A 21,584-nucleotide genomic window follows, 5' to 3' on the forward strand; every position below is an offset into this window, starting at 1 on the left:
GTCATGCTATGCCTCGAACACAAAATTTATGACAGGCTCTGCTGGTCTGGTTGGCGTCGTCGTTGAAGGCCTGCTTACCCAGGACAAGCTGGGGCTGTTCCTTCTCGACCAGGATGCCGCGGCCGGCGCCGATGGCCACGACAGTGCGCGCAGGGTTTCCTGGCACTTGACATCGCCGCAGGAGACGGCGATGACTTCGGTGACCGCGCCCTTCTCTTTCAGTCGCACGGTCCCCTTCTCAGACCTTCCCCATGGCACTGCACCGGCAAGTCGACGCGAGTTGCAATGGTCAGATCCTCCTAGCCCGCAGCCTCAAAGCCCTCGACCGATCAGATCCTTCATCAACTCGTTCGCACCGCCGTAGATCGGCTCGATGCGCGCGTCGACGAACATGCGTGCAATCGGGTACTCCAGCATGTACCCGTGTCCGCCGAAGACTTGCAGGCATCGGCTGACGAGTTCACACTGGCGGTCGCTGGTCCACCACTTGCTCATCGATGCCAGCTCGGTGTTCATCGTTCCATCAAGCATCCGATCGACCGTGAAGTCGGCAAGAACCCGGGTCACCGTGGCGACGGTCTTGACCTCGGCCAGCTCGAACCGGGTGTGCTGAAGGTCGATCAACCGCTTGTCAAACATCGGTCTTTCCTTCGCATGCGCGAGGGTCACGCGATAAGCGTGCTCCATCACGGCCGCGCAGTTGATCCCCACCAGCGTTCGCTCGTAGGTCAGGTCTTTCATCATCTGGAAGAAGCCCTGGCCCTCGGTGCCGCCCAGAACGCTCTCGGCCGGAACCTCGCAGTCGTCGAAGAACAGTTCGCAGGTGTCGGAGCCGTGCAGGCCCACCTTGTTCAGGCGGCGCCCGACGCGAAAGCCCGGTGTTGCCGTCTCGAACAGGATCAGCGAAACGCCCCGGGCCTTTTGGGACGGATCGGTTTTCACCGCCAGCACCAGGAGGTCGGCTGTCGATCCGTTTGTAATGAATGTCTTGGAGCCGTTGACTACATAGCTGTCGCCCTGGCGTATGGCGCGCGTGCGCAAGTTCTGCAGGTCTGTTCCCCCGCCGGGCTCGGTCATTCCCATGCCCGCAATCATTTCGCCGCTGGCCAGCTTGGGAAGGTACTTGCGTTTCTGGTCGGGAGTTCCATAGCGCGAGATGTAGTGCGCGGCAATCACGTGGATCTGCTTGCCCGGGCGCCAGCTCGTGTCGCCGGCCAGGCACAGTTCGTGGGCGACGACGGCTTCATGCGCAAAGGTGCCGCCGCTCCCGCCGTACGCCTCGTCGATGTCGGGCAGGATGATGCCCAGATCGCCAGCCTTGCGCCACAACGCGCGGTCGGTGGCACCTTCGGCAAAGTAGCGCTCCTGGTTCGGCGTGATCTCCTCGGCGGTGAAGCGCCGGACCAGATCTCCCAACGCCTCGACTTCCTCGGTGTACCAGCGCGGCTTGTAGGTGTCGATGATCATCATTGAACTCTCGAAGTTGATCGTGCAATCGTAGGGGTCGAAAGCGGGCACGAACTCGTCGCATCCGACGAGTTCGCGCTAACGCATGGCAAGCGCCAGAATCTCTTCGTTCAACTGCTTCGACAAAGGCTTCTTGAGATAGCTCCGGATGCTGCGGCGTTGCTGTACGACTTCATCAAACGTCATGGCCAGGACTCTTCAGTTGCGGGTCGATCATGAAAAGTCCGGGCATTCACGCCGGCGGACTGGCTTGTTCAAGCATGTCGGGCACACGGCATGCGGCCACGTATTCGGCGCGCAGCCGCAGCACCAGATCACGCACTGTGGGTACATCGTCGATCAGGTCGATGCCTTGCCCGGCGCTCCATATGTTTTTCCAGGGTTCTGCCTGCGCCGGCAGGTGGTCGTGTCGCATGCCACGACCTGTCGGCACGGGCAGGTCAGCCGGATCCAGGCCCACCATGCGCATCGATTCCACGAGCCAATTGGCAGCGACACCGGCGATGCGGTCCGTGTAGGCCAGATCGCTCGAGCCCTGCGACACCAGCATGTCCTTGTAGGCCTGCGGCGCCATCGACTCCCGGGTGGCGATGAACCGGGTGCCGAGGTAGGCAAGGTCGGCGCCCAGCACTTCGGCGGCGCGAATGGTCGCGCCGTTTGACACGGCGCCACCCATGACGATCACGCCATCGAACATCGAGCGTATCTTGGGGATCATGGCAAGGTGACTGAGCGTTCCCGAGTGCCCTCCTCCGCCCGCGCCGATGCAGTTGAGTCCGTCGGCGCCCGCCGCGATGGCCTTCTCTGCAAAGCGCAGGCTGGTCACGTCATGGAAAACGAGCAGTCCGACATCGTGCGCGCGGCGGATCAGGTCGGTCGGGTCTCCGCCAACGGTGATTACGATCTTTACGCCGTATCGGGCGCACAGATCGAAGTTCTGGCTCAGTTCGTCATCGCGCACGCGCGTCGCCAGGTTCACCGCCAGTGGCCCCGCTGCCGTGCCGGTCTCGCCTTCGAAGCGCTCCGTCGCCGAACTGATCTCGGCCAGCCATGACTCGAACTCGCTGAACGTGCGCGCGTTCTGCCGCGGAAGACCACCGACCAGGCCAGCCAGACAGGCCTCGCGCACGAGCGCCGGGCCGCTGACGAGAAACATCGGCGCGCACACGGCCGGCAGTTTGAGGGCAGCGCGGATGGGGGCAGGCAGGGACATGGCTAGGCTTTGTCATTCGCGAAATGAAAGGGCCTGCCACCACCTTCCGGCTGGACAGAACACTCGGGAGGCATCAGGAATGGTTCGACAGTGCCTGGGTCAACTCCGGCACCGCCGTGAACAGGTCGGCCACCAGGCCGTAGTCGGCTACCGAGAAGATCGGCGCCTCTTCGTCCTTGTTGATCGCCACGATCACCTTGGAGTCCTTCATGCCGGCCAGATGCTGGATCGCGCCCGAGATGCCGCAGGCGATGTACAACTGCGGCGCGACGATCTTGCCGGTCTGGCCCACTTGCCAATCGTTCGGGGCGTAGCCTGCGTCGACTGCAGCGCGGCTGGCGCCCAAGCCGGCGTTGAGCTTGTCGGCCAGCGGCGTCATCACTTCGGTGAACTTCTCGGCGCTGCCCAAGGCCCGGCCGCCCGAGACGATGATCTTGGCGGCGGTGAGTTCGGGGCGGTCGCTCTTGGTGACTTCGCGGCCCACGAAGCTGGACTTGCCCGAATCGGCCACGCCTTCGGCCGTTTCAACGCTCGCGCTGCCACCGGTGGCGGCTGCGGCGTCGAAGCCGGTGGTGCGCACGGTGATCACCTTGGTGGCGTCGCTGCTCTGCACGGTGGCGATGGCGTTGCCGGCGTAGATCGGGCGCTCGAAGGTGTCGGGGCTTTCGACCTTGGTGATGTCGGAGATCTGCGCCACGTCGAGCTTGGCGGCCACGCGCGGCGCGACGTTCTTGCCGTTGGCAGTCGAGGGGAACAGGATGTGGCTGTAGTTGGCCGCGATGGCCAGCACCTGGGCGGCCACGTTCTCCGCGAGGTTCTCTGCGAGCGAAGGGCCGTCGGCCACGATGACCTTGGCGACGCCTGCGATCTGGGCGGCGGCCTTGCTGGCTTCGGCGGCATTGGCACCGGCGACGAGCACGTGCACGTCGCCGCCGCAGGCGAGCGCCGCGGTCACGGTGTTGAGGGTCGCGGGCTTGACGGTCGCGTGGTCGTGTTCGGCAATAACTAGTGCGGTCATGTCGTTGTCTTCCTCAGATCACTTTGGCTTCGTTCTTGAGCTTGTCCACCAGGGTGGCGACGTCGGGCACCTTGATGCCGGCGCCGCGCTTGGGCGGCTCGCTGACCTTGAGGGTCTTCAGGCGCGGCTTCACGTCCACGCCCAGGTCTTCGGGCTTGAAGGTGTCGAGCTGCTTCTTCTTGGCCTTCATGATGTTGGGCAGCGTCACATAGCGCGGCTCGTTCAGGCGCAGGTCGGTCGTGATGACGGCCGGCAGGCTGAGCGTGATGGTTTCCAGGCCGCCGTCCACTTCGCGCGTGACGGTGGCCTTGCCGTCGGCCACTTCGACCTTGGAGGCGAAGGTGGCTTGCGGCAGGTCGGCCAGCGCGGCGAGCATCTGGCCGGTCTGGTTGGCGTCGTCGTCGATGGCCTGCTTGCCCAGGATGATCAGCTGGGGCTGTTCCTTGTCGACCAGGGCCTTGAGCAGCTTGGCGACGGCCAGCGGCTGCAGCTCTTCGGTGGTCTCGACCAGGATGCCGCGGTCGGCACCGATGGCCATGGCCGTGCGCAGGGTCTCCTGGCACTTGGCGTCGCCGCAGGAGACGGCGATGACTTCGGTGACCACGCCCTTTTCCTTCAGGCGCACGGCTTCTTCCACGGCGATCTCGTCGAAGGGGTTCATGCTCATCTTGACGTTGGCAATGTCCACTCCGGTGCCGTCGCTCTTCACGCGCACCTTGACGTTGTAATCGACGACCCGTTTGACCGGCACTAGAACCTTCATGAATCAACTCCTGGATTTGTAGAAGAATGCGACCGCACTAGCGACCCGGAAATACCGGCGGCCTCTTGGCCGCGAGCGCTCGCAGGCCTTCGGCGAACGATTCGCTGTCGATCAGCTCGCGCTGCCTGGTGCGCTCATAGGCCAATTGGTTCGGCAGGCTTTGCTGTTCGGAGGCCTGGAACAAGGTGCGAATCTCCTGTGCGGCGCCCGCTGGCAGGGCCGCGAGTCGAGCGGCGATCCCAAGGCCCTCGGCCATGAGGTTTTCGTCGTCGACGCACGCCCAGACCAGCCCCATTCCCGCTGCCCGTTCCGCGCTCACCCGTTCTCCCAGCAGCGTGAGGCCGGACGCGCGCGCCCGCCCGACCAGCCGCGGCAAGAACCAGCTGATGCCCAGGTCGGGCACCAATCCCAGTGCCGGCACGAATGGCAAGTAGAAGTAGGCGGACCGCGCAGCGATGACGACATCGGCCGCCAGCGCCAGGCCCACGCCAGCGCCGACTGCCGCACCGTTGACGGCACAGACGACCGGCACCGGCAGATTTCTCAAGCATTCGATGATGGGGTTCCCGGTCTTCTCCATCAGGTCGTGAATCTGCTCGCCGAGGCTGGGCGCGCCGGGCTCGATGCTGCCGTTCTGCGCCAGCATCGCCAGATCCGCACCTGTGCAGAATCCCTTTCCGACCGCGGTCAGGACAAGGGCCCGGATCGATGCATCGGCAACGACGCGCTGAAGGCCATCGAGCAATCCCTGCTGGAGCGCCGCGGTCAGCGGGTTCATGCGGGTGCCTTGGTTGAGGGTCAGGGTCGCGATGCCGCTGCTCACCTCGAACAGGACGGCTGACTCATTCATTTTCATGGCCGAATGGCCCTTCATCGGGATTGGAACGCAGGACAGGACGGGCTGCGCAGAGAAGATGCGGGAAGTGCTGCCGCACCACCCGGCCGTCGAGACGCAGCGCGTGGCATCCGCCCAGCGGCGAACTGCGCAGCGGACTGTCCTGCGCATCGGCGCCGCCGAAGCCGTCGGGCTTCGACCACAGGATCTGGAAGGCCGTGGTCGCCATCGGAGGCAGCAGTTCGGTCATGTGCGAGCAACCGAGCACGCCACGAAAGCGGCGCTTCACAGCCTGCGTGAATCCTGGCTGTATGCGCAGGCCGACGAGTTTCCGGTAGCTGTCGGTGATGTCGCCGCAGACCGCGTACGGCGCACGCAGCGTCCGTGCCTCGGCTTCATGGATGACAAAGTCGCGGTCGATGGCCAGTCGCACAGTCATCTGGTGGATCGGCTGTCCGGCTTCGACAGCGCGCTCGGGCAAGGCGAGCACGAACGGCTTGGTGTCGGTCAGCGTGCCTTCGATGTCGAACAGCCCGTCGTCGCGCGCAAAGCCCTCGCAGACCACCCGGCGCGTGTGCACGGGGCGCCGGCCCACCGCGGGTATGGCACGCGCAGCGTCGTTCATAGGCATCGCTGCGGCAGTGGAACCGGCATGTCAGCCGCACCAGGAGGTCGGTACACGGTGCCGGACTCGCACAGCGCCGCGATGTCGCCATCGGCCAGGCCCAGCGAGCGCAGCAGCGCCGTGCTGTCGCGCCCGATCACCGGTGCGGGCGCCGGCAATTCGCTCGGCGTGCGGCCAAAGCGTGGCGCAGGCGCCGGCTGCACCACACCGTCGGGCGCCACGAAGGTGCCGCGGGCGAGGTTGTGCGGATGCCGCGGCGCCTCGCTCATGGCCAGCACCGGCGCGAAGCAGACGTCGCTGCCCTCGAGCAGGTCACACCATGCATCACGGCTGCGCGTAAGGAACAGCGCAGACAGCTTGGCCTTCAGCGCCGGCCATTCGCCACGCTCCCACTGCTGGAGGAAGTGCGGGTCGGTGATCTCGCACTTGTCGAGCAACTGCCGGTAGAACTGCGGCTCGATCGAGCCGATGGAGACGAAACGGCCGTCCGCGCATTCGTAGTTGCCGTAGAAGTGCGCCGCGCCGTCCAGGAAGTTGCTTTCGCGCGCATCACCCCAGTGGCCCTTGGCCATGAGGCCGTACTGAGCCGCCATCAGCACGGCGGCGCCATCGGTCATGGCCGCATCGACTACCTGGCCCTGCCCCGAGCTGCGCGCGTCCACCAGCGCCGCGACCACGCCGAGCGCCAGCAGCATGCCGCCGCCGCCGTAGTCGCCGACCAGGTTGAGCGGCGGCGCGGGCGGCCGGTCCTGCGGCCCCATCGCATGCACCGCGCCAGACAGCGCAATGTAGTTCAGGTCGTGCCCGGCCGCGTGCGCCAGCGGTCCGGTCTGGCCCCAGCCGGTCATGCGGCCGTACACCAGCCTGGGGTTGCGGGCGTGGCAGACATCGGGGCCGAGGCCCAACTTCTCGGTCACACCGGGCCGGAAGCCTTCGATTAGGATGTCCGCGCGCTCGATCAGCGCGAGCACAGTCTCGATGCCGCGCGGGTCCTTCATGTTGACCGCAATCGACTCGCGGCCACGGTCCACGATGCTGTCGTTGCGCATCAGGCCTTCGAGCGCACTGCCACCGCATGGCGACGGAATGCGGTCGATGCGGATCACCCGTGCGCCCATGTCGGCCAGCATCATCCCGGCGAAAGGCCCGGGGCCGATGCTGGCGAGTTCGATGACGGTGACGCCTTGAAGAGGGCCTGCCACGTCAGACCGCGTGGTAGCGCTGGTGGGATTCGGCCATCTCGCGCAGCGAGGCCGGCACCGCGAAGCGTTCGCCGTGGGATTTGGCCAGCGCATCGCATTCCTCGACGAAGCGGGCCGCGCCGATCATGTCGATGTAGCTGATCGCGCCGCCGAGCACCGCCGGGAAGCCCCAGCCGAGCAGCGAGCCGACGTCTGCGTCCTTGACGCTCACGATGCCCTCGGCCACGCAGCGCGCGGCTTCGAGCGACTGCGAATACATCAGGCGGTTGCGCACCGTGTCGAGCGTGGGCTGCTCCCTGGCCGGCGGATAGTGCTCGGCCAGGCCGGGCCACAGGCGCTTTTTGCCGTCGGTCGGATAGTCGTAGAAGCCCTTGCCTGTCTTGCGCCCGATGCGTTCGAAATCCTCGACCATGGCCTTCATGACGGCATCCTGCGGCTGCTCGCGGTAGGTATCGCCCATGTCCAGCTTTGCCTGCTTGAGCGCCTTGTAGAGCAGCTCGACGGTGACCTCGTCGATCAGCGCCAGCGGCGGCATCGGCATGCCGGCCAGGCGGGCGGCATTCTCGATCAGGTTCGGCTCGACGCCTTCGCGCAGCATGGTCATCGCCTCGTACGGCAGCATCGCGAACGCGCGGTTGGCATAGAACGAAGGGCAGTCGTTCACCACGATCGGCGTCTTGCGGATGCGCTTGACGAAGTCCATTGCCTGGCCGATGGTGGCGTTGGATGTCTTCTTGCCGCGAATCACCTCGACCAGCGGCATCTTCTCGACCGGCGAGAAAAAATGCAGCCCGACGAACAGCCCCGGCCGCACCGACACTTCGGCCAAGCCGGTGATCGGCAAGGTGGAGGTGTTCGTCGCGAAGATCGCGTCCGGGTCCATCGCCGCCTCGGCGCGACGGGTGACTTCGGCCTTCACTTCGCGGCTCTCGAAGACCGCCTCGATGACGATCTCGCAACCGGCCAGCGCCGCATAGTCGGTGCTCGGCGTGACCAGTGCCAGCGCCTGGTCGCGGCGCTCGGCCGACAGGCGGCCTTTCGCCACCTGCGCGTCGAGCAGCTTCGCGCCGTAGGCCTTGCCCTTCTCGGCCGCTTCGAGCGTGGTGTCGAGCAGCACGACCTGCAGCCCGGCCTGCGCGCTCACGTAGGCCAGCCCCGCGCCCATCATGCCGGCGCCGAGCACGGCCACCTTCGTGAACTTGCGGGTCGGCGCGTCCTTGGGCCGGTCGGCCAGCCGGTTCGCATCGCCCATCGAATAGAACAGCGTGCGGATCATGTTCTTGGTCTGCGCAGAAGTCGCCAGCCGCGCGAACTGGCGCTGCTCGATCTTCAGGCCGTTGTCGATATCGACCTGGCAACCGTCGTACACGCAGGCCAGGATCGCCTCTGGCGCCGGATACAGCGCCTGGGTCTTGCCCAGCAGATGGGCGGAGACGCCGAAGAAGACCTGCGAAGCGCCGGGCTCCTGCGGCGTGCCGCCCGGAAACCTGAAGTTCTTGGCATCCCAGGGCTTGACGACGGCCGACGGGCCGTCGTCCAACAGCCACGCCTTTGCACGCGAGAGCAGTTGCGCCGCAGGCACTACCTCGTCGACGATGCCCGCGGCCAGTGCCTGGGCCGGTGCGACCTTGCGGCCTTCGAGCAGGTAGGGCAACGCGGCCTTGATACCGATCATGCGCGGCAGGCGCTGCGTGCCACCGGCCGCGGGCAGCAGCCCCAGCGTCACTTCGGGCACGCCGAGCTGGGCCTTCGGATCGTCCACCGCAATGCGGCGATGGCAGGCCAGGCAGACCTCCAGGCCGCCACCCAGCGCGGTGCCGTTGATGGCGGCCACGAAGGGCTTGCCGGAGGTCTCCAGCAGGCGCAGCGTGCGGCTGAAGGGGCCGGAACTCGCCATCGACTCTTCCGCCGTGCGGATTTCGCGGATCAACCCGAGGTCGCCGCCAGCCACGAATTCGGGACGTGACGAAGTGACGATCACGCCCTTCACCCGCGGGTCGGCAATGGCTTTGCGCACCGCCTCGTCGAAGGCGGCGATGGACGCCAGGTTCAACACGTTCATGGGACGATCGGCCACGTTCCACGTGAGCGTGGCGATGCCGTCGTCGTCAGTCTGGTAATCGATCATTGAATTTCTTTCCTGCAGATGAGGTGCACTGTCACCAATCAGACGCGCTCGATGACCATCACCGAACCCATGCCGCCGCCAACGCACATGGTGACCAGGCCGGTCGACAGGTCGCGCCGCTCGAGTTCGTCGAGCAGGGTGGCCAGCAGCATGCCGCCGCTCGCGCCCAACGGGTGGCCCATGGCAATGGCGCCGCCGTTCACGTTGACCTTGTCGTGCGGCACGTCGAGTGCTTCCATGAAGCGCAGAACCACGGCCGCAAAGGCTTCGTTGCACTCGAACAGGTCGATGTCGTTGGCCGACATGCCGGCGCGCTTGAGCGCCGCTTCGGCCGCAGGTGCCGGGCCGGTCAGCATGATGGTCGGTTCGGAGCCGACCGTACCGAAGGACAGCACCCGCGCGCGCGGCCGCAGGCCCTGCTGCGCGGCACCTTCCTTCGTGCCGATCAGCACTGCGGAGGCGCCATCCACAACGCCGGATGAATTGCCGGCATGGTGGACGTGCGCGATGCCGCCGAGCTGAGGATAGCGATGCAGCGCCATGGCATCGAAGCCCATCTTCTCGCCCAGGGTGCCAAAAGACGGTTCGAGCTGGGCGAGCGATGCCAACGTGGTGTCGCCCCGAACGTGCTCGTCATGGCCCAGGATCAGCAGCCCGTTGATGTCCCGCACCGGCGCGACCGACTTCGCGAAGTAGCCTTCGGCCCAGGCGGCGGCGGCGCGGCGCTGGCTCTCGACCGCATAGCGGTCGACGTCCTCGCGGCTGTAGCCGTAGAGCGTGGCGATCAGGTCGGCCGACACGCCCTGCGGGACGATGCGGTTCGCGATGGTGATCTGCGGGTCGGTGATCCATGGACCACCGGCGGCCGCCATAGGCACGCGCGACATGCTCTCGACGCCACCGCCGATGGCGAGCTCGGCCTGCCCCGCCTTGACCAGCGCCGACGCGAAGTTGCAGGCTTCCAGGCCCGAGCCGCAAAAGCGGTTGATCTGGATTCCCGGCACGGCCTCGTCGTAGCCGGCAGCGAACACCGCGGCCTTGCCGATGTCGGCCGCCTGCTCCATCACCGGCCCGGCGCAGCCGAGGATCACGTCGTTCACTTTGGACGTGTCGAGTCCGTTGCGCTCGCGCAGCGCCTGAAGCACGCCAGCCGCCAGACGCACGGGCGCCACTTCGTGCAGGCTGCCGCTGGCGCGGCCACGCCCGCGTGGCGTGCGCACGGCGTCGAGAATGTAGGCTTCTGTCATCTGGAATTTGCCTTTGGGTTGGAAATGCGGTGCGGCGCCATCAGGCGCCAGTGAAACGGGGTTTGCGACGCTGCTGGAAGGCGGCGATGCCTTCATGCAGGTCAGCGGTCGCGAACACCTTGCGAAGTTGGCGCCCCTCGTGGGCAACCATTTCCTCGAAGTCACTCCCCTGCAGGAGGATCTCCTTGGACAATCGGAACGCCTCGGTCGGCCCGCTGGCGATGTTCTGTGCCAGCGCATGCGCCTCTGCGGCGACCCCGCCATTGGCGACGGCGCGGTTGATCAGCCCCAGCCGGGCCGCCTCCTCCCCGCCGACCATGCGGCCGGTGTAGATCAGCTCCGCAGCCATCGGATAGCCGAGGCGGCTCAGCAGGAAGTAATGGGCCCCGGTGTCCGGCACCATGCCGATGTGACGGAACGGACTGCCGAAGAGCGCATCGCCGTCGGCCAGGCAAACGTCGCAACAAAGCGCCAGGCCAAGCCCGAAGCCGAGCGCCGGGCCGGCCACCGCGGCGATGGTGGGCACCGGCAGCTCGCGCAGCTTGCGGCAGAAGGGACCGACGACGTTGGCGATCACCGCCATCGGGTCGTCGGCGGCCGGATCGATCGAGCCAATGTCCCACCCGGCGGAAAAGACGCCGCCCGCGCCGCGGATCACCAGACAGCGCGCCCCGGATTTCACCGCCTCGTCGATCATCGCGTCGAGACGCTCGACGTCGGGTGCGCGAAAGCTGTTCTTGGGTTGCGCCAGGTCCAGCAGCAGGGTGGCGACGTCGCCGTCCCGATGCAGCTCGATGCCGGCTTTGGCGACGGCTGCGCTGGCTTGATGCGATGTTTCTGTCATGGCCATGACTGTCGCTGCGGCGGCTGCGGGAGGTATCGTCGCATCCGACGAATCCTTCAAGTGGCCTGACGCTGGCCGCGGCGCATCACCATGGCACGGCGCTCGCCGAAGCCGCCCGCGTCGAACCGCGAAAGGCAGGCCCGCGCCAGCTCGCCTTCCAGCGCAAGACCTTCGTCCAGCGTACCGTGCAGCCCGCCGTCGATGGCGCGTTTCAGGTCGCGAACGGTTGCCGAGTCGCATTCCAGGATGTCTTGCGCAATGCGGTGGCAGAACGGCATCAGCTCCTCGGGCGGGACCACGTCGAGCACAAGGCCCCACGCCTTGGCGGTGGCGGCATCCAGGTAGTTGCCGGTGAAGCTCAGGTAGCGCGCACGAACCGGCCCGATGAGTTCGCGCAGATACTGCGACAGGCCCCAGGCTGATACCAGCCCGACGCGGGCATGCGTGTCGGCAAACTGCGCCCGCGTGGAAGCCACAAGGATGTCGCAGTGAATGGCCAGTTCGAAGCCACCGGTGATCGCAAAGCCGTTGATCGCCGCAATCGTCGGCTTCGTCAACGCAGCGAAAGCCTGCATCATGGGCGCGGCTGGCCCCAGCTCGTCAGCACCGAGCTGGGCGACCTGCATTTCCTTCAGGTCCGCGCCAACCGAGAAGGACTTGTCACCCGCGCCGGTGAGGATGACGACGCCGACCTCGTCGTCGTCCTGCAAGGCGCGAAGTGCCGTCAGCAGGTTGGCGCGCAACTCGCGCGAGAGCGCGTTGTGCTGGCTCGGCCGATTGAGCGTGATGGTGGCGATGCCTTCAGCGACTTCGACGCGCAGGCTGTCGCCCTGCAGCGGATAGCGGGCCATGGATCAACTCCTTTGTGCTTGTCCTTCGTGAGCCGCAGTCGGGCAAGCCGACCGGGTTCACATGCGCTTGGCCACTTCCTCGAGCATGACCTCGGTGGCGCCGCCGCCGATGGTCAGGATGCGTGCGTCCCGCGCCATTCGCTCGATCGGCGTGCCTGTGATGTAACCCGTGCCGCCATGCAACTGCAGGCAGCCGTACAGTACCTCCTGCAGGCTCTCGCACACGAACGCCTTGACCATCGAGACCTCACGGACGACGTCCTTGCCCTCGTCGATCATCTGCGCGCAGGAATAGACCATGCTGCGACAGGCAAAGGTCTTCGATGCCATCGAGGCCAGCTTGTTCCGCACCACCGGTTGTTCCCACAGCGACTTGCCGAAAGCCTGCCGCTGCCTGACGTAGTCGAGCGTCAGCTCGATACCCTTGACCATCTGGCCCACGCTCATCGCACCTGCCACCAGCCGCTCGTTCTGGAAGGTGCTCATGATGTAGTAGAAGCCCTTGCCCTCCTCTCCCAGCAGCGCGTCCTCGGGCAGCTTTAGGTCGTCGAGGAACAGCTCCGCCGTGTCGGACGCGCGCCAGCCATGCTTGTCGAACTTGCGCGTGACCTTCAGGCCCGGATTGCCCTTCTCGACGATGAACAGCGAAATGCCGCGGCTGCCCTTGGCGGCCGGCTCGGTGCGCGCGGCGACGATATAGATGTCGCCGTACACGCCGTTTGTGATGTAAGTCTTGGAGCCGTTGATCGTCCATCCGTCAGCGGTGCGTACGGCTCGCGTCTTGATGCCCGCCACATCGCTCCCCGCATGCGCCTCGGTCACGCAAACCGCGCCGATCTTCTCGCCCGCACAGGCGGCCGGCAGGTAGCGCTGCTTCTGCTCGTGCGTGCCGCGGTGCGCGATGTGGCCGATCGACATGTCGCTGTGAACGGTGAAGGCGCTTGCCACCCCGCCGAAGGTGCAACGGGAAAGCTCTTCGCCAAGGATCACCGAGCTCATCGCCCCCAGCCCACCGCCGCCGTACTCGACCGGGTGACGCATGCCCAGGAAGCCGAGCTCGCCGAAGTCGCGGAAAGCCTTGCGGGGAATCTCGCCGGCCTGCTCCCAGGCGTCAGCCTGCGGCACGATCACTTCTTCCACATAGCGGCGCACCTGGGCGCGCACCATGCGCATGTCTTCGTCGAGGAGATCGGGTTCGTTGAATTCGAAATCGTTCATGGAGCATCCTGAGGTTCAATATTTTATTATAGTCCGACGCGTCGGGTTATATTTTATATTGCTGATCGGTGGCTCGTGCGAATGGCAGAACCAGCAGTTACCATCTGTCGCCTTGCACCCGCCCGCACCTCGAAGACTTCCATGAGAAAAGCACATGCCACGCATTCGCGCCGATGATTACGATGCGAAGACCCAGTCGATCCTGGACAGCGCTGCCAGCCTGTTCGCGAAGGTGGGATATCCGAACGCCAAGATGCAGGACATCGCCAAGGCCTGCGGTGCCACGAAGTCGATGCTCTACCACTACTTCCCGGCCAAGGACGACCTGCTCTTCGCCATGCTGGAAGAGCATCTGGAGAATCTGATTGCCAGCATCGAGGAGATCACGGCGCAGGCTGGAACTGCCCAGCAGCGATTCGCCGCCTTCGTGGAGGTCTATGTCCAGAAGTCAGCGCAGTCGCGCCGCCGCCACCTGAGCGCAATGAACGACGTCAAGTTCCTGCCGAAAAACCTGCAGAACCCCCTGCTCGCGCTGGAAACCCGGGTCACGGAACTGGCGGCCAGCCTGCTTCGGGAGCTCAATCCCAAGCTTTCCGAAGACGCCTACAAGCCCTACACCATGCTGCTGCTTGGCATGCTCAACTGGACAGACACCTGGTACAAGCCTGCCGGCACCATGAAGCCGCAGGAACTGTGCGACCGAATCTCCAGGCTGTTCCTGACCGGCTTTCTCGCCGAGAAGAGTTGACGGGCTGACCGTCCGAAGGGGCCGCCCACAGGTCGCGCCCCATCAGCTCTTTCATGCGACTTGGCGCTCGCGACCGGTCCAATAGGCCTCGCGCAGCTTGTACTTGAGCAGCTTTCCAGCGCCCGAAACCGGGAGTTCCGCGCGGAACTCGATGCTGCGCGGGCACTTGTATCCAGCGATCAGTTGCTTGCAGTGCGCGACGACGGCCGCCGCATCGACCGTCGCGCCCGGCTGCAACACCAGCACGGCATGCACCCTCTCCCCCCAGTCCTTGTCGGGCACGCCCAGCACTGCGCACTGCGCCACGCCGGGCAACGACAGCACGGCGTTCTCCACCTCCGTAGAGTAGACATTCTCGCCGCCCGTGACGATCATGTCCTTGAGGCGGTCGACGATGTAGAGCAAGCCATCGCCATCGATGCGGCCGCCGTCACCGGTACGCATCCAGCCGTTCTGCAGCGCCTGTGCAGTGGCCTCGGGCAGCCCCCAGTAACGCAGCATCACACCCGGACCGCGTAGCCAGACTTCCCCAACTTCGCCGCGCGCGCATTCCTCGCCATTCGGCGTGGCGATGCGGACCTCCATGCAGGCGGTCGGCAGCCCAGCCGCCAGGTGCCGACCCTGGGCGCGGCTTTCCTCGCCATGGCACCAGGCCGGCAGCGCGACCGCGATGCCGGAGGTCTCGGTCATTCCGTAGAACTGCGTTAGGCTAAGGTGCGGCAGCCTCTCGATGGTCTGCTCCAGCAGCGTGCCGTCGATCGACGAGCCGCCGTAGTAGAGCCGTTCCAGGCTGTCAAGCGTACGGCCGACAAGTGCCGGATGGTCGATCAGGCGACGGATCATGGTGGGCACCAGGGCGGCTTCCACCACGTGTTCGCGTTCCATCAACTCGATAAAGGCGGCCGGGTCGAAGGCCGGCAGTAGGATCTGCGTGTCCTGCGCGACCATGGCCTGCAGCATCATCGCCAAGCCAGCCACGTGGAACATCGGCAAGGCATGCAGGCATGCGACGCCGGGCGCGCGCTGCCCGATGGCAATCGACGCCAGCGTGGTCGTGTAGAGCCCGGCATGCGAGAGCAGCACGCCCTTGGAGCGGCCGGTGGTGCCGCCCGTGTAGAACAGCACCGCAGCATCGTCGCCATGGCGCCGCGCATCGGCCACGGGCGTGGCGCCAGCGATCAGCGCCTCATAAGACACGGTGCCGTTGAACGCCTGCGTGGCGCCTACGCCGATCACGGTCTCCAGCGTCGGCACGCGGGCCCGCAGAGGCTCCACCAGGGGCGCGAACTGTTCGTCAACGACCAACACGCGCGCGCCGCAGTCGACCAGCGAGAACGCCATCTCCTCGATGCTCCATCGGCAGTTGACGGGCGCCAGCACGGCACCGGCCCACCAGCTCGCGTAAAAGGCTTCCACAGCGAAATCGCTGTTGTAACCAAGAAAGGCGACCCGGTCGCCCGGCTGCAAACCAAGCGATTGCAGCGCGCCGGCGACTCGCTCGACGCGGTCGCCGAATTCGGCATAGCCGGTGCGACGCTGCGCGCACACCAGGGCGGTGCGGTCGGGGTGCTCACGGCGTGCCTTGTGCAGGGCTTGTGTCAGATGCATGGGGATGTCTCTCGGTCTGTGCGAGAACAGAGTTTCTACGTCAAACCGGCTCGCCATATCGTCGCATCCGACGACATTGCGGTGCACCGGGCTTGCAAGAATCAACGTGTCGAACCGACACCCCTCAACCCGAGATTGGAGACGAGTCCATGCAACCCCTTAAGATGATCCCCTACGGTCAGCCCGGCTTCCTGGCTGCCTATGGCGACGTGTGGAGCAGCGGCGATGCCGCGCTGCTCGGCAACTATTTCAGCGAAGACGGCTGCTACGTGGAATCGAGTTATCAGCACAGCTACAACGGGCGCCGGGAAATCATGCGCTTCTCGAAGTTCATGCATGCATTCTCAAGCGGCGTGAAGATCGAATATGTGAGCGAATGCGGCACCGCTGACGGCTTCGCGCTCGAATGGGTCTGGACTGGACTGGCCGACGGCCCGATCCGCATCGACGGCGTGGTCTATCCGGCGGCCCACAAACGCTACGAAATCCCCGGTGCGGCAATCTGCCGAGCGAACGCGCAAGGCGAGATCACGTACCACCGCGACTACTACGACCTGCTCACGCTGACGCGCCAACTCGGAATCGCGAAGGCGGCCAGCTGAGTTGGCGACGCTTCAGACCAGTACGCCACGGCGGCGCGCGACCGCAATCGCTTCCATGCGGTTGCGCACGTCGAGCTTCACGTTGATGTTGCGCAGATGGGTGCGCACCGTGGTCTCGGCGACGAAAAGGCGTTCGGCCATCTGGTCGTTAGACAGGCCCTCGGCCACCAGCCCGAGCACCTGCACTTCCTTGCGGGTCAGCAACTCGCTGGCACCGGCCGCGCTCGCAGGCTGCCGCACCGGCGTATCGGAGGCAGGCTGCGCCCCGTCGGGCGCGGCATTTCGCAGCAACTGGTCGACAAAGGCGGTCACCGCCTCGCCGCCCTCCTCCAGCAGCACCGTCGATACGGCGCGCAGTTCGCGCAGCATTGCGAGCAGCAGGCGTCCTTCGTCCAGAAAAGCACGCACATAGCCTTCCGCCGCCGCGAAGCGCACCGCCTTGGCCAGCACCCGCATTGCCTTGTTGCGCTGTTCGTCGCGGTAGAGCGCCTGCGCCAGCAGCAGGCGCAGGGTCAGCGCACGGCGCTCGCGCTGGGCCCGCTCGGCCAAGTCGAGTTCGCTGCGCAGGCTGTGCAGCACCTCGTGTGGATGGCCGCTCTGCACCGACCAGCGCGCCACCGCAAGCTCGTGCGTCTCGACCTCGTTGGCGCGCAGGGACAGCTGCGACACGCGCGCCCACAAAAGTTTGTCGCCGCAGCGGTCGAGTTCGGCACGCGCGCGCGCCAGGCGGTCTTCCACGACCAGCAAGCGCACACGCTCGAGCCGCGCCGATGCCAGCACCCGCGGCAGGCTGTCGCGATGGCCGATGTGTTCGAGCTCGGTCAGCAGTTGCTGCGCCCGCTCGCCATCGCCGCGCCCGTAGGCGATGCGGGCCATCACGACGTGCGCAATGATCAGCTGGTCCGGGATGCCGACGCGCCGGATCAGCGGGATGTACACGGCCAGCAGGCGCTCGGCCTGCGCGCACTGGTCGGCTTCGTACAACGCTTCGGCCAGCAACACGCCCGCCATCGCGTTGCCGTTGGTGGCGCGCGACGCATCGATCGTGCCAGCGCTCACCGCCAGCCGCAGCCTCGGGATCGCCTTGCGCAGTCGGCCCTGCGTGAGGTCCACCGCGCCTTCGACGGCATCGGAAAGCGTGAAATTGAAGCTGCTGCTGTGCTCGGGCCGGTGGCTGCGCACGGCGTCGGCGAAGCGCAGCGCCTCGTGATAGCGTCCGGCGATCATCGCCAGATTGGCCAACACAACCTGGAGGAAACCACGCACGAAAGCGACGCTCTGCGGCAGGCCGTCGAGCAGCGCAGTGGCCAGCGGCATCGCCTCGTCGGTACGGTCGGTCAGCACCATGAAGAGCGGACGCATGGCATCGCGGTGCGCGAGCACTTGGATTGACGGATCGGCGCGTGCTTCGAGCCGGTCGAGCAGCGTCGCGGCAGCGCGCGGTCCGCGCGCGAAGCACACAGCCCAGGCATGCACCACTTGCAGCATCGGATGCGCATCGAGCTGCCCGCGTTCGAGCAGCGGGTCGAGCCAGCGCGACAGCAGCCGCACGCGTCCCTGGTCGAGCAGGCCCTGCGCATGCGTCCCGAGCAGTTCCATCGCAAGCGGCAGGTCCTGCGCGGCCAACGCATGTTCGATGGCGGGCACCGGGCGCCCCTGGTCGAGGAACCAGTGCGAAGCCGCGCGGTGCAGCACCGCAATCTCCTGCGGATGCTGGCGCAACAGCTGGGTGCGAAGGAACTCCGCGAACATCGCGTGGTACCGGTAGCCACCGCCATCGACCTGCAGCGGGATGAGGAAAAGGTTGGCCTGCTCGAGCGCATGCAGCATGGCGGCACTGTCATCGCGCGCGCAGATTACGTTGCAAAGCGCCGCATTCAGGTCGCCCAGGATGCTGGTGCGCAGCAGGAAGCCGCGCACGTCCTCTGTCTGGCGCGACAGCACGTCTTCCACCAGGTAGTCCACCACGGCGGCGTTCGAGCCAGAGAAGCCGGCGATGAAGCGACCGGGATGCTCGCGATGCTCGAGCGATACCGACGCGAGCCACAGCGCCGCTGCCCAGCCATCGGTGCTGCGGTGCAGACGCACCACGTCTTCCTGCGCCAGCACCAGGCCGCGGCGTTGGCGCAGGAAGCCATCGGTTTCGGCCACCGAGAAACGCAGCTGCTTCGGCTGCACTTCCAGCAGCCGGCCGCGCGCGCGCAGGCGGCCGAGGCTGAGTTCGGGGACGCCGCGCGAGCCTACCGCCACCTGCACGCCGCGCGGCAGCTGGTCGATCAGTTCGTTGACGAGCCCGACAACCGCCGGGCTCTGCAGTACCTCGAAGTCGTCGAGGAACAGCACGAAAGGCGTCGGATGCGCGGCCACGCGGTCGATCAGCGCAAAGGCCATGCCGTCCGGCCCCGCGCCCGCTGTGGCGGAAGCGGCTTGGGCGAGCCCGGGCACCAGCGGATCGAGTGCCGAGGCCAGCACGGCGAGAAAGCGGCCCACGTCGTTGTCAGCGCGATCGAGCGTGAGCCATGCGGTGGGCACGCCCGCCTCGTCGAAGCGGCGCCGCACCTGCAGCATGACCGTGGTCTTGCCGAAGCCGGCGGGTGCGCGCAGCAACACCAGCTTGGCCGCGCCCGCATTGAAGATGGCCTCGCAGATCTCGGTGCGGGCCACCTCGAAGGGTGTCGGCTGCGGTGCGTTGAGCTTGGATGCGAGCGGTGACGCCGACCGGGTCTCACGCCGCGACATCAGCGATTCAAGGACGGGAAGGGGCACGGGTTCGACCATGGCACGAGCTTACCGGCGCCCTGCGCGAATTGGCACTGGGCCATCCCTAAGTCCGCGCGTAGAGCGTCACCACGCAGGCGCCGCCGAGCCCCAGGTTGTGCTGCAATGCCCAACGCGCGCCTTCGACTTGCCGTGCGGCCGCCTGCCCGCGCAGTTGCCACACCAGTTCGGCGCATTGCGCGAGCCCGGTCGCTCCCAGCGGATGCCCCTTCGAGAGCAAGCCGCCCGACGGATTGGTCACGACCTTGCCGCCATAGGTGTTGTCGCCGTCCGCGATGAACTGCTCCGCGCCGCCCTCGGGTGCGAAGCCCAACGCCTCGTAGGTGATCAGTTCGTTGGCGGTGAAGCAGTCGTGCAGTTCCGCCACCGGAATGTCTTCCGGCCCGATGCCGGCCGCTTCGTACACCTGCCGCGCGGCCTTGCGCGCCATGTCGTAGCCGACCAGCTTGCGCATGTCGTTCTCGTCGAAGCTGCTGTTGCCGTCGGTCGTCATGGCCTGTGCCCGGATGACCACGCTGCGGTCCAGCCCGTAGCGCTTGGCGAAATCCTCGGAGCACAGCACCGCCGCCGCGCCGCCGCAGGTCGGCGGGCAGCACTGCAGGCGCGTGAGCGGATCGAACACCATCGGCGACGCCATCACCTCGTCGAGCGTAAGCGGCGCGCGAAAGATGGCATTCGGATTGTGCTGGGCATGCCGGCGTGCCTTCACGGCGATGCGTGCGAAGGTTTCGGGCAGCGTCCCGTAGAGCTGCATGTGCATGCGACCAGCGCCGCCAAAGAGCTGTGCCGCAATCGGCGCCGGCGGACCGGTGCCCTGCGTGGCCTGCATCGCGTCGAGCAGCCGCTGCGACGGGTCCGGCCGATCGGCAAAGTGCGTGCCGAGGGCGCCGCGCTGCATCTGCTCGAAGCCGAGCGCCAGCACGCATTCGGCCGCCCCGCTGGCAATCGCCTGGCGCGCCAGGTAGAGCGCGGTCGAGCCGGTGGCGCAGTTGTTGTTGACGTTGATCACCGGGACGCTGGTCAGGCCCAGGTGATAGACCGCAGCCTGGCCGCTGCAGGAGTCGCCGTACACATAGCCGGCGTAGACCTGATCGATGCGTTGGTAGTCGACGCCTGCATCGGCCAGCGCTGCCTTGGCCGCGCGTGCGCCGAGCAGCGGATACGGGTCGCTGGCACCCGGCTTGGCGAAGGGGATCATGCCGACCCCGGCCACGTGCACGGCCCGGCTCATTTGGCGCTCATCTGCGCGTAGTCGAGCACCACCTTCCACCGGCCATCCTGCAGCTGCGACAGGCGCGACTCGCTGGACGCCAGGTGATTGGCCGGCGACCAGCTCATCTCCGGCATGCCGAAGATGTCCGAGGGCACGCGCATCGATTCCATGGTCTTCGACAGGCCATCGGTCGTGAGGTTCGGTCCGGTCTTCTGCATGGCGCTGATGAGCCTGTCGAGGATCACGTAGCCGTAGACCGAGAACACCGTGGGCGAATCGGTGAAGCTGGTCTTGTACTTGTTGGCCCAGAAGCGCAGCGGTGCCGATGCGTCGTCTTCATAGGGATGCTGGGCGCTCATGGTGGCGTAGAAGCCGTCCATCGCCTTGCCGCCGAGCTTGGGGATCAGGTCGGTGTACGCCGACACCGAAGCGATCATGGTCGGGCTGTAGCCCAGCTTGCGAGCCTCGGCGATGGTGCCGACCGATTCGCGGATCAGCGTCCCCATCACGATGAAGTCGCAGTTCGCGGCCTTCATGCGCGCCACCTGCGACGAGAAGTCGGTGGCACCGCGCTTGTAGGTGGTGCGCTCGGCAAACTCCACGTTGATCGTCTTCAGACCCAGCTCGGCGCCGCGCATCACCTCCAGCCCGAACTCGTCGTCCTGGTAGATCGTGCAGGCCCTGGTCGCCTTCTTCTCGCGATAGAGCTTGGGCACGGCCTTCACCATCTGCTCGACATAGGACGAGACGAAGGCGAACTTGAGCCTGTTGACCGGCTCGTACATTTCGCGGGCCAGCGCCATCGGAAAGAAGTTGATGACGCCGCGCTGCATCAGCACCGGCAGCGCGGCGTTGTTGCTGGACGTGCCGAGCAGGCCCGCAATGACAAAGACCTTGTCCTGCGTCACCAGCTTCTGGACGGCCAGCACCGCGCGCTTCGGGTCGTAGCCGCTGTCCTCGACCAGCAGCTTGATCTTGCGGCCGTTGACTCCACCCTGCTCGTTCACCTCGGCAACGCGCAGGTTCATGCCGTTGCGCAGGTCCTTGCCGTAGCCCGCCAGCGGACCTGAAAGGTCCTGGATGGTACCGATCAGAATCTCTTCCTTGGTCACACCCTGTTGCTGCGCCGTCGCGGCCTGTCCGGCCACTGCGAGCAGCGCTGCGAGAATTGTCAATAGGTGATTGAAATTCATGCTTTGTCTCCTTGATTGATGGGGGTCTGGC

Annotated in this window: 18 protein-coding genes and 1 pseudogene; 2 read left to right on the forward strand and 17 right to left on the reverse strand. The window is 66.1% G+C overall.

The genetic code is table 11. The features are described from left to right. Positions 1-37 precede the first annotated feature (37 nt). The 13 genes and pseudogenes from VPA02S_RS31210 to VPA02S_RS01995 form a co-directional block, all read right to left on the reverse strand. Positions 38-228 (reverse strand): annotated as a pseudogene (locus tag VPA02S_RS31210) (electron transfer flavoprotein subunit beta/FixA family protein); the annotation flags it as partial. Between the two features lie 84 nt (positions 229-312). Continuing rightward, positions 313-1,467 carry an acyl-CoA dehydrogenase family protein gene (locus VPA02S_RS01940; RefSeq protein ID WP_062364370.1) on the reverse strand — a complete coding sequence of 385 codons (1,155 nt, stop codon included), beginning with the start codon at positions 1,465-1,467 and terminating at the stop codon, positions 313-315. A 232-nt stretch (positions 1,468-1,699) separates the two neighbouring features. Continuing rightward, a complete protein-coding gene (locus tag VPA02S_RS01945; protein ID WP_062361763.1) occupies positions 1,700-2,680 on the reverse strand; it encodes an NAD(P)H-dependent flavin oxidoreductase in 981 nt (326 codons plus the stop codon). 73 nt (positions 2,681-2,753) lie between these two features. Continuing rightward, a complete protein-coding gene (locus tag VPA02S_RS01950) occupies positions 2,754-3,698 on the reverse strand; it encodes an electron transfer flavoprotein subunit alpha/FixB family protein (protein ID WP_062361766.1) in 945 nt (314 codons plus the stop codon). A gap of 13 nt (positions 3,699-3,711) precedes the next feature. Beyond that, positions 3,712-4,461, reverse strand: coding sequence for an electron transfer flavoprotein subunit beta/FixA family protein (locus VPA02S_RS01955; RefSeq protein WP_062361769.1), 750 nt, complete (start codon positions 4,459-4,461; stop codon positions 3,712-3,714). 37 nt (positions 4,462-4,498) lie between these two features. Continuing rightward, positions 4,499-5,317 (reverse strand): enoyl-CoA hydratase-related protein, encoded by an 819-nt coding sequence (locus tag VPA02S_RS01960; protein WP_062361772.1) that lies wholly within the window; start codon positions 5,315-5,317, stop codon positions 4,499-4,501. After that, the gene (locus VPA02S_RS01965) at positions 5,304-5,921 is read right to left on the reverse strand and encodes a DUF2889 domain-containing protein (RefSeq protein ID WP_062361774.1); all 618 of its coding nucleotides are present in this window, start codon (positions 5,919-5,921) and stop codon (positions 5,304-5,306) included. The genes VPA02S_RS01960 and VPA02S_RS01965 overlap by 14 nt, the downstream gene beginning before the upstream one ends. Further along, on the reverse strand, positions 5,918-7,123 hold the full coding sequence (locus VPA02S_RS01970; protein ID WP_062361776.1) for a CaiB/BaiF CoA transferase family protein: 1,206 nt from the start codon (positions 7,121-7,123) through the stop codon (positions 5,918-5,920). The genes VPA02S_RS01965 and VPA02S_RS01970 overlap by 4 nt, the downstream gene beginning before the upstream one ends. Before the next feature lies 1 nt (position 7,124). After that, positions 7,125-9,251, reverse strand: a complete 2,127-nt coding sequence (locus VPA02S_RS01975) for a 3-hydroxyacyl-CoA dehydrogenase NAD-binding domain-containing protein (protein ID WP_062361779.1) — start codon at positions 9,249-9,251, stop codon at positions 7,125-7,127. A 38-nt stretch (positions 9,252-9,289) separates the two neighbouring features. Beyond that, entirely contained in the window at positions 9,290-10,498 is a 1,209-nt protein-coding gene (locus VPA02S_RS01980; RefSeq protein WP_062361782.1) for an acetyl-CoA C-acetyltransferase, read from the reverse strand. 40 nt (positions 10,499-10,538) lie between these two features. After that, positions 10,539-11,348 (reverse strand): enoyl-CoA hydratase/isomerase family protein, encoded by an 810-nt coding sequence (locus VPA02S_RS01985; RefSeq protein WP_244883329.1) that lies wholly within the window; start codon positions 11,346-11,348, stop codon positions 10,539-10,541. Between the two features lie 50 nt (positions 11,349-11,398). After that, the gene (locus VPA02S_RS01990; protein ID WP_062361784.1) at positions 11,399-12,193 is read right to left on the reverse strand and encodes an enoyl-CoA hydratase; all 795 of its coding nucleotides are present in this window, start codon (positions 12,191-12,193) and stop codon (positions 11,399-11,401) included. A 57-nt stretch (positions 12,194-12,250) separates the two neighbouring features. Next, the gene (locus VPA02S_RS01995; RefSeq protein ID WP_062361787.1) at positions 12,251-13,411 is read right to left on the reverse strand and encodes an acyl-CoA dehydrogenase family protein; all 1,161 of its coding nucleotides are present in this window, start codon (positions 13,409-13,411) and stop codon (positions 12,251-12,253) included. Between the two features lie 154 nt (positions 13,412-13,565). On the opposite strand from VPA02S_RS01995, the gene VPA02S_RS02000 reads away from it, so the two are divergent. After that, on the forward strand, positions 13,566-14,159 hold the full coding sequence (locus VPA02S_RS02000; protein ID WP_062361790.1) for a TetR/AcrR family transcriptional regulator: 594 nt from the start codon (positions 13,566-13,568) through the stop codon (positions 14,157-14,159). 51 nt (positions 14,160-14,210) lie between these two features. On the opposite strand, the gene VPA02S_RS02005 is transcribed toward VPA02S_RS02000, so the two are convergent. Next, a complete protein-coding gene (locus tag VPA02S_RS02005) occupies positions 14,211-15,767 on the reverse strand; it encodes a long-chain-fatty-acid--CoA ligase (RefSeq protein ID WP_174545046.1) in 1,557 nt (518 codons plus the stop codon). Between the two features lie 149 nt (positions 15,768-15,916). Between VPA02S_RS02005 and VPA02S_RS02010 the strand changes: the two genes are divergently transcribed. Next, complete coding sequence (locus VPA02S_RS02010; protein WP_081247477.1) at positions 15,917-16,369, forward strand: nuclear transport factor 2 family protein; 453 nt, start codon at positions 15,917-15,919, stop codon at positions 16,367-16,369. A gap of 12 nt (positions 16,370-16,381) precedes the next feature. Here the strand turns inward: VPA02S_RS02010 and VPA02S_RS02015 are convergent, their stop codons facing one another. Genes VPA02S_RS02015 through VPA02S_RS02025 form a run of 3 tightly spaced genes read right to left on the reverse strand, consistent with a single transcriptional unit; the run spans position 16,382 to position 21,553 of the window. Continuing rightward, positions 16,382-19,135 carry a winged helix-turn-helix domain-containing protein gene (locus tag VPA02S_RS02015; RefSeq protein ID WP_155736541.1) on the reverse strand — a complete coding sequence of 918 codons (2,754 nt, stop codon included), beginning with the start codon at positions 19,133-19,135 and terminating at the stop codon, positions 16,382-16,384. Positions 19,136-19,193: 58 nt separating this feature from the next. Next, positions 19,194-20,378: a lipid-transfer protein gene (locus tag VPA02S_RS02020; protein WP_062361795.1), complete on the reverse strand. Its 1,185-nt coding sequence runs from the start codon at positions 20,376-20,378 to the stop codon at positions 19,194-19,196. Continuing rightward, positions 20,375-21,553: an ABC transporter substrate-binding protein gene (locus tag VPA02S_RS02025; protein WP_062361798.1), complete on the reverse strand. Its 1,179-nt coding sequence runs from the start codon at positions 21,551-21,553 to the stop codon at positions 20,375-20,377. The genes VPA02S_RS02020 and VPA02S_RS02025 overlap by 4 nt, the downstream gene beginning before the upstream one ends. Positions 21,554-21,584 lie beyond the last annotated feature (31 nt).

Source organism: Variovorax paradoxus NBRC 15149 (genome assembly GCF_001591365.1).
Taxonomy (GTDB): Bacteria; Pseudomonadota; Gammaproteobacteria; order Burkholderiales; family Burkholderiaceae_C; genus Variovorax; species Variovorax paradoxus.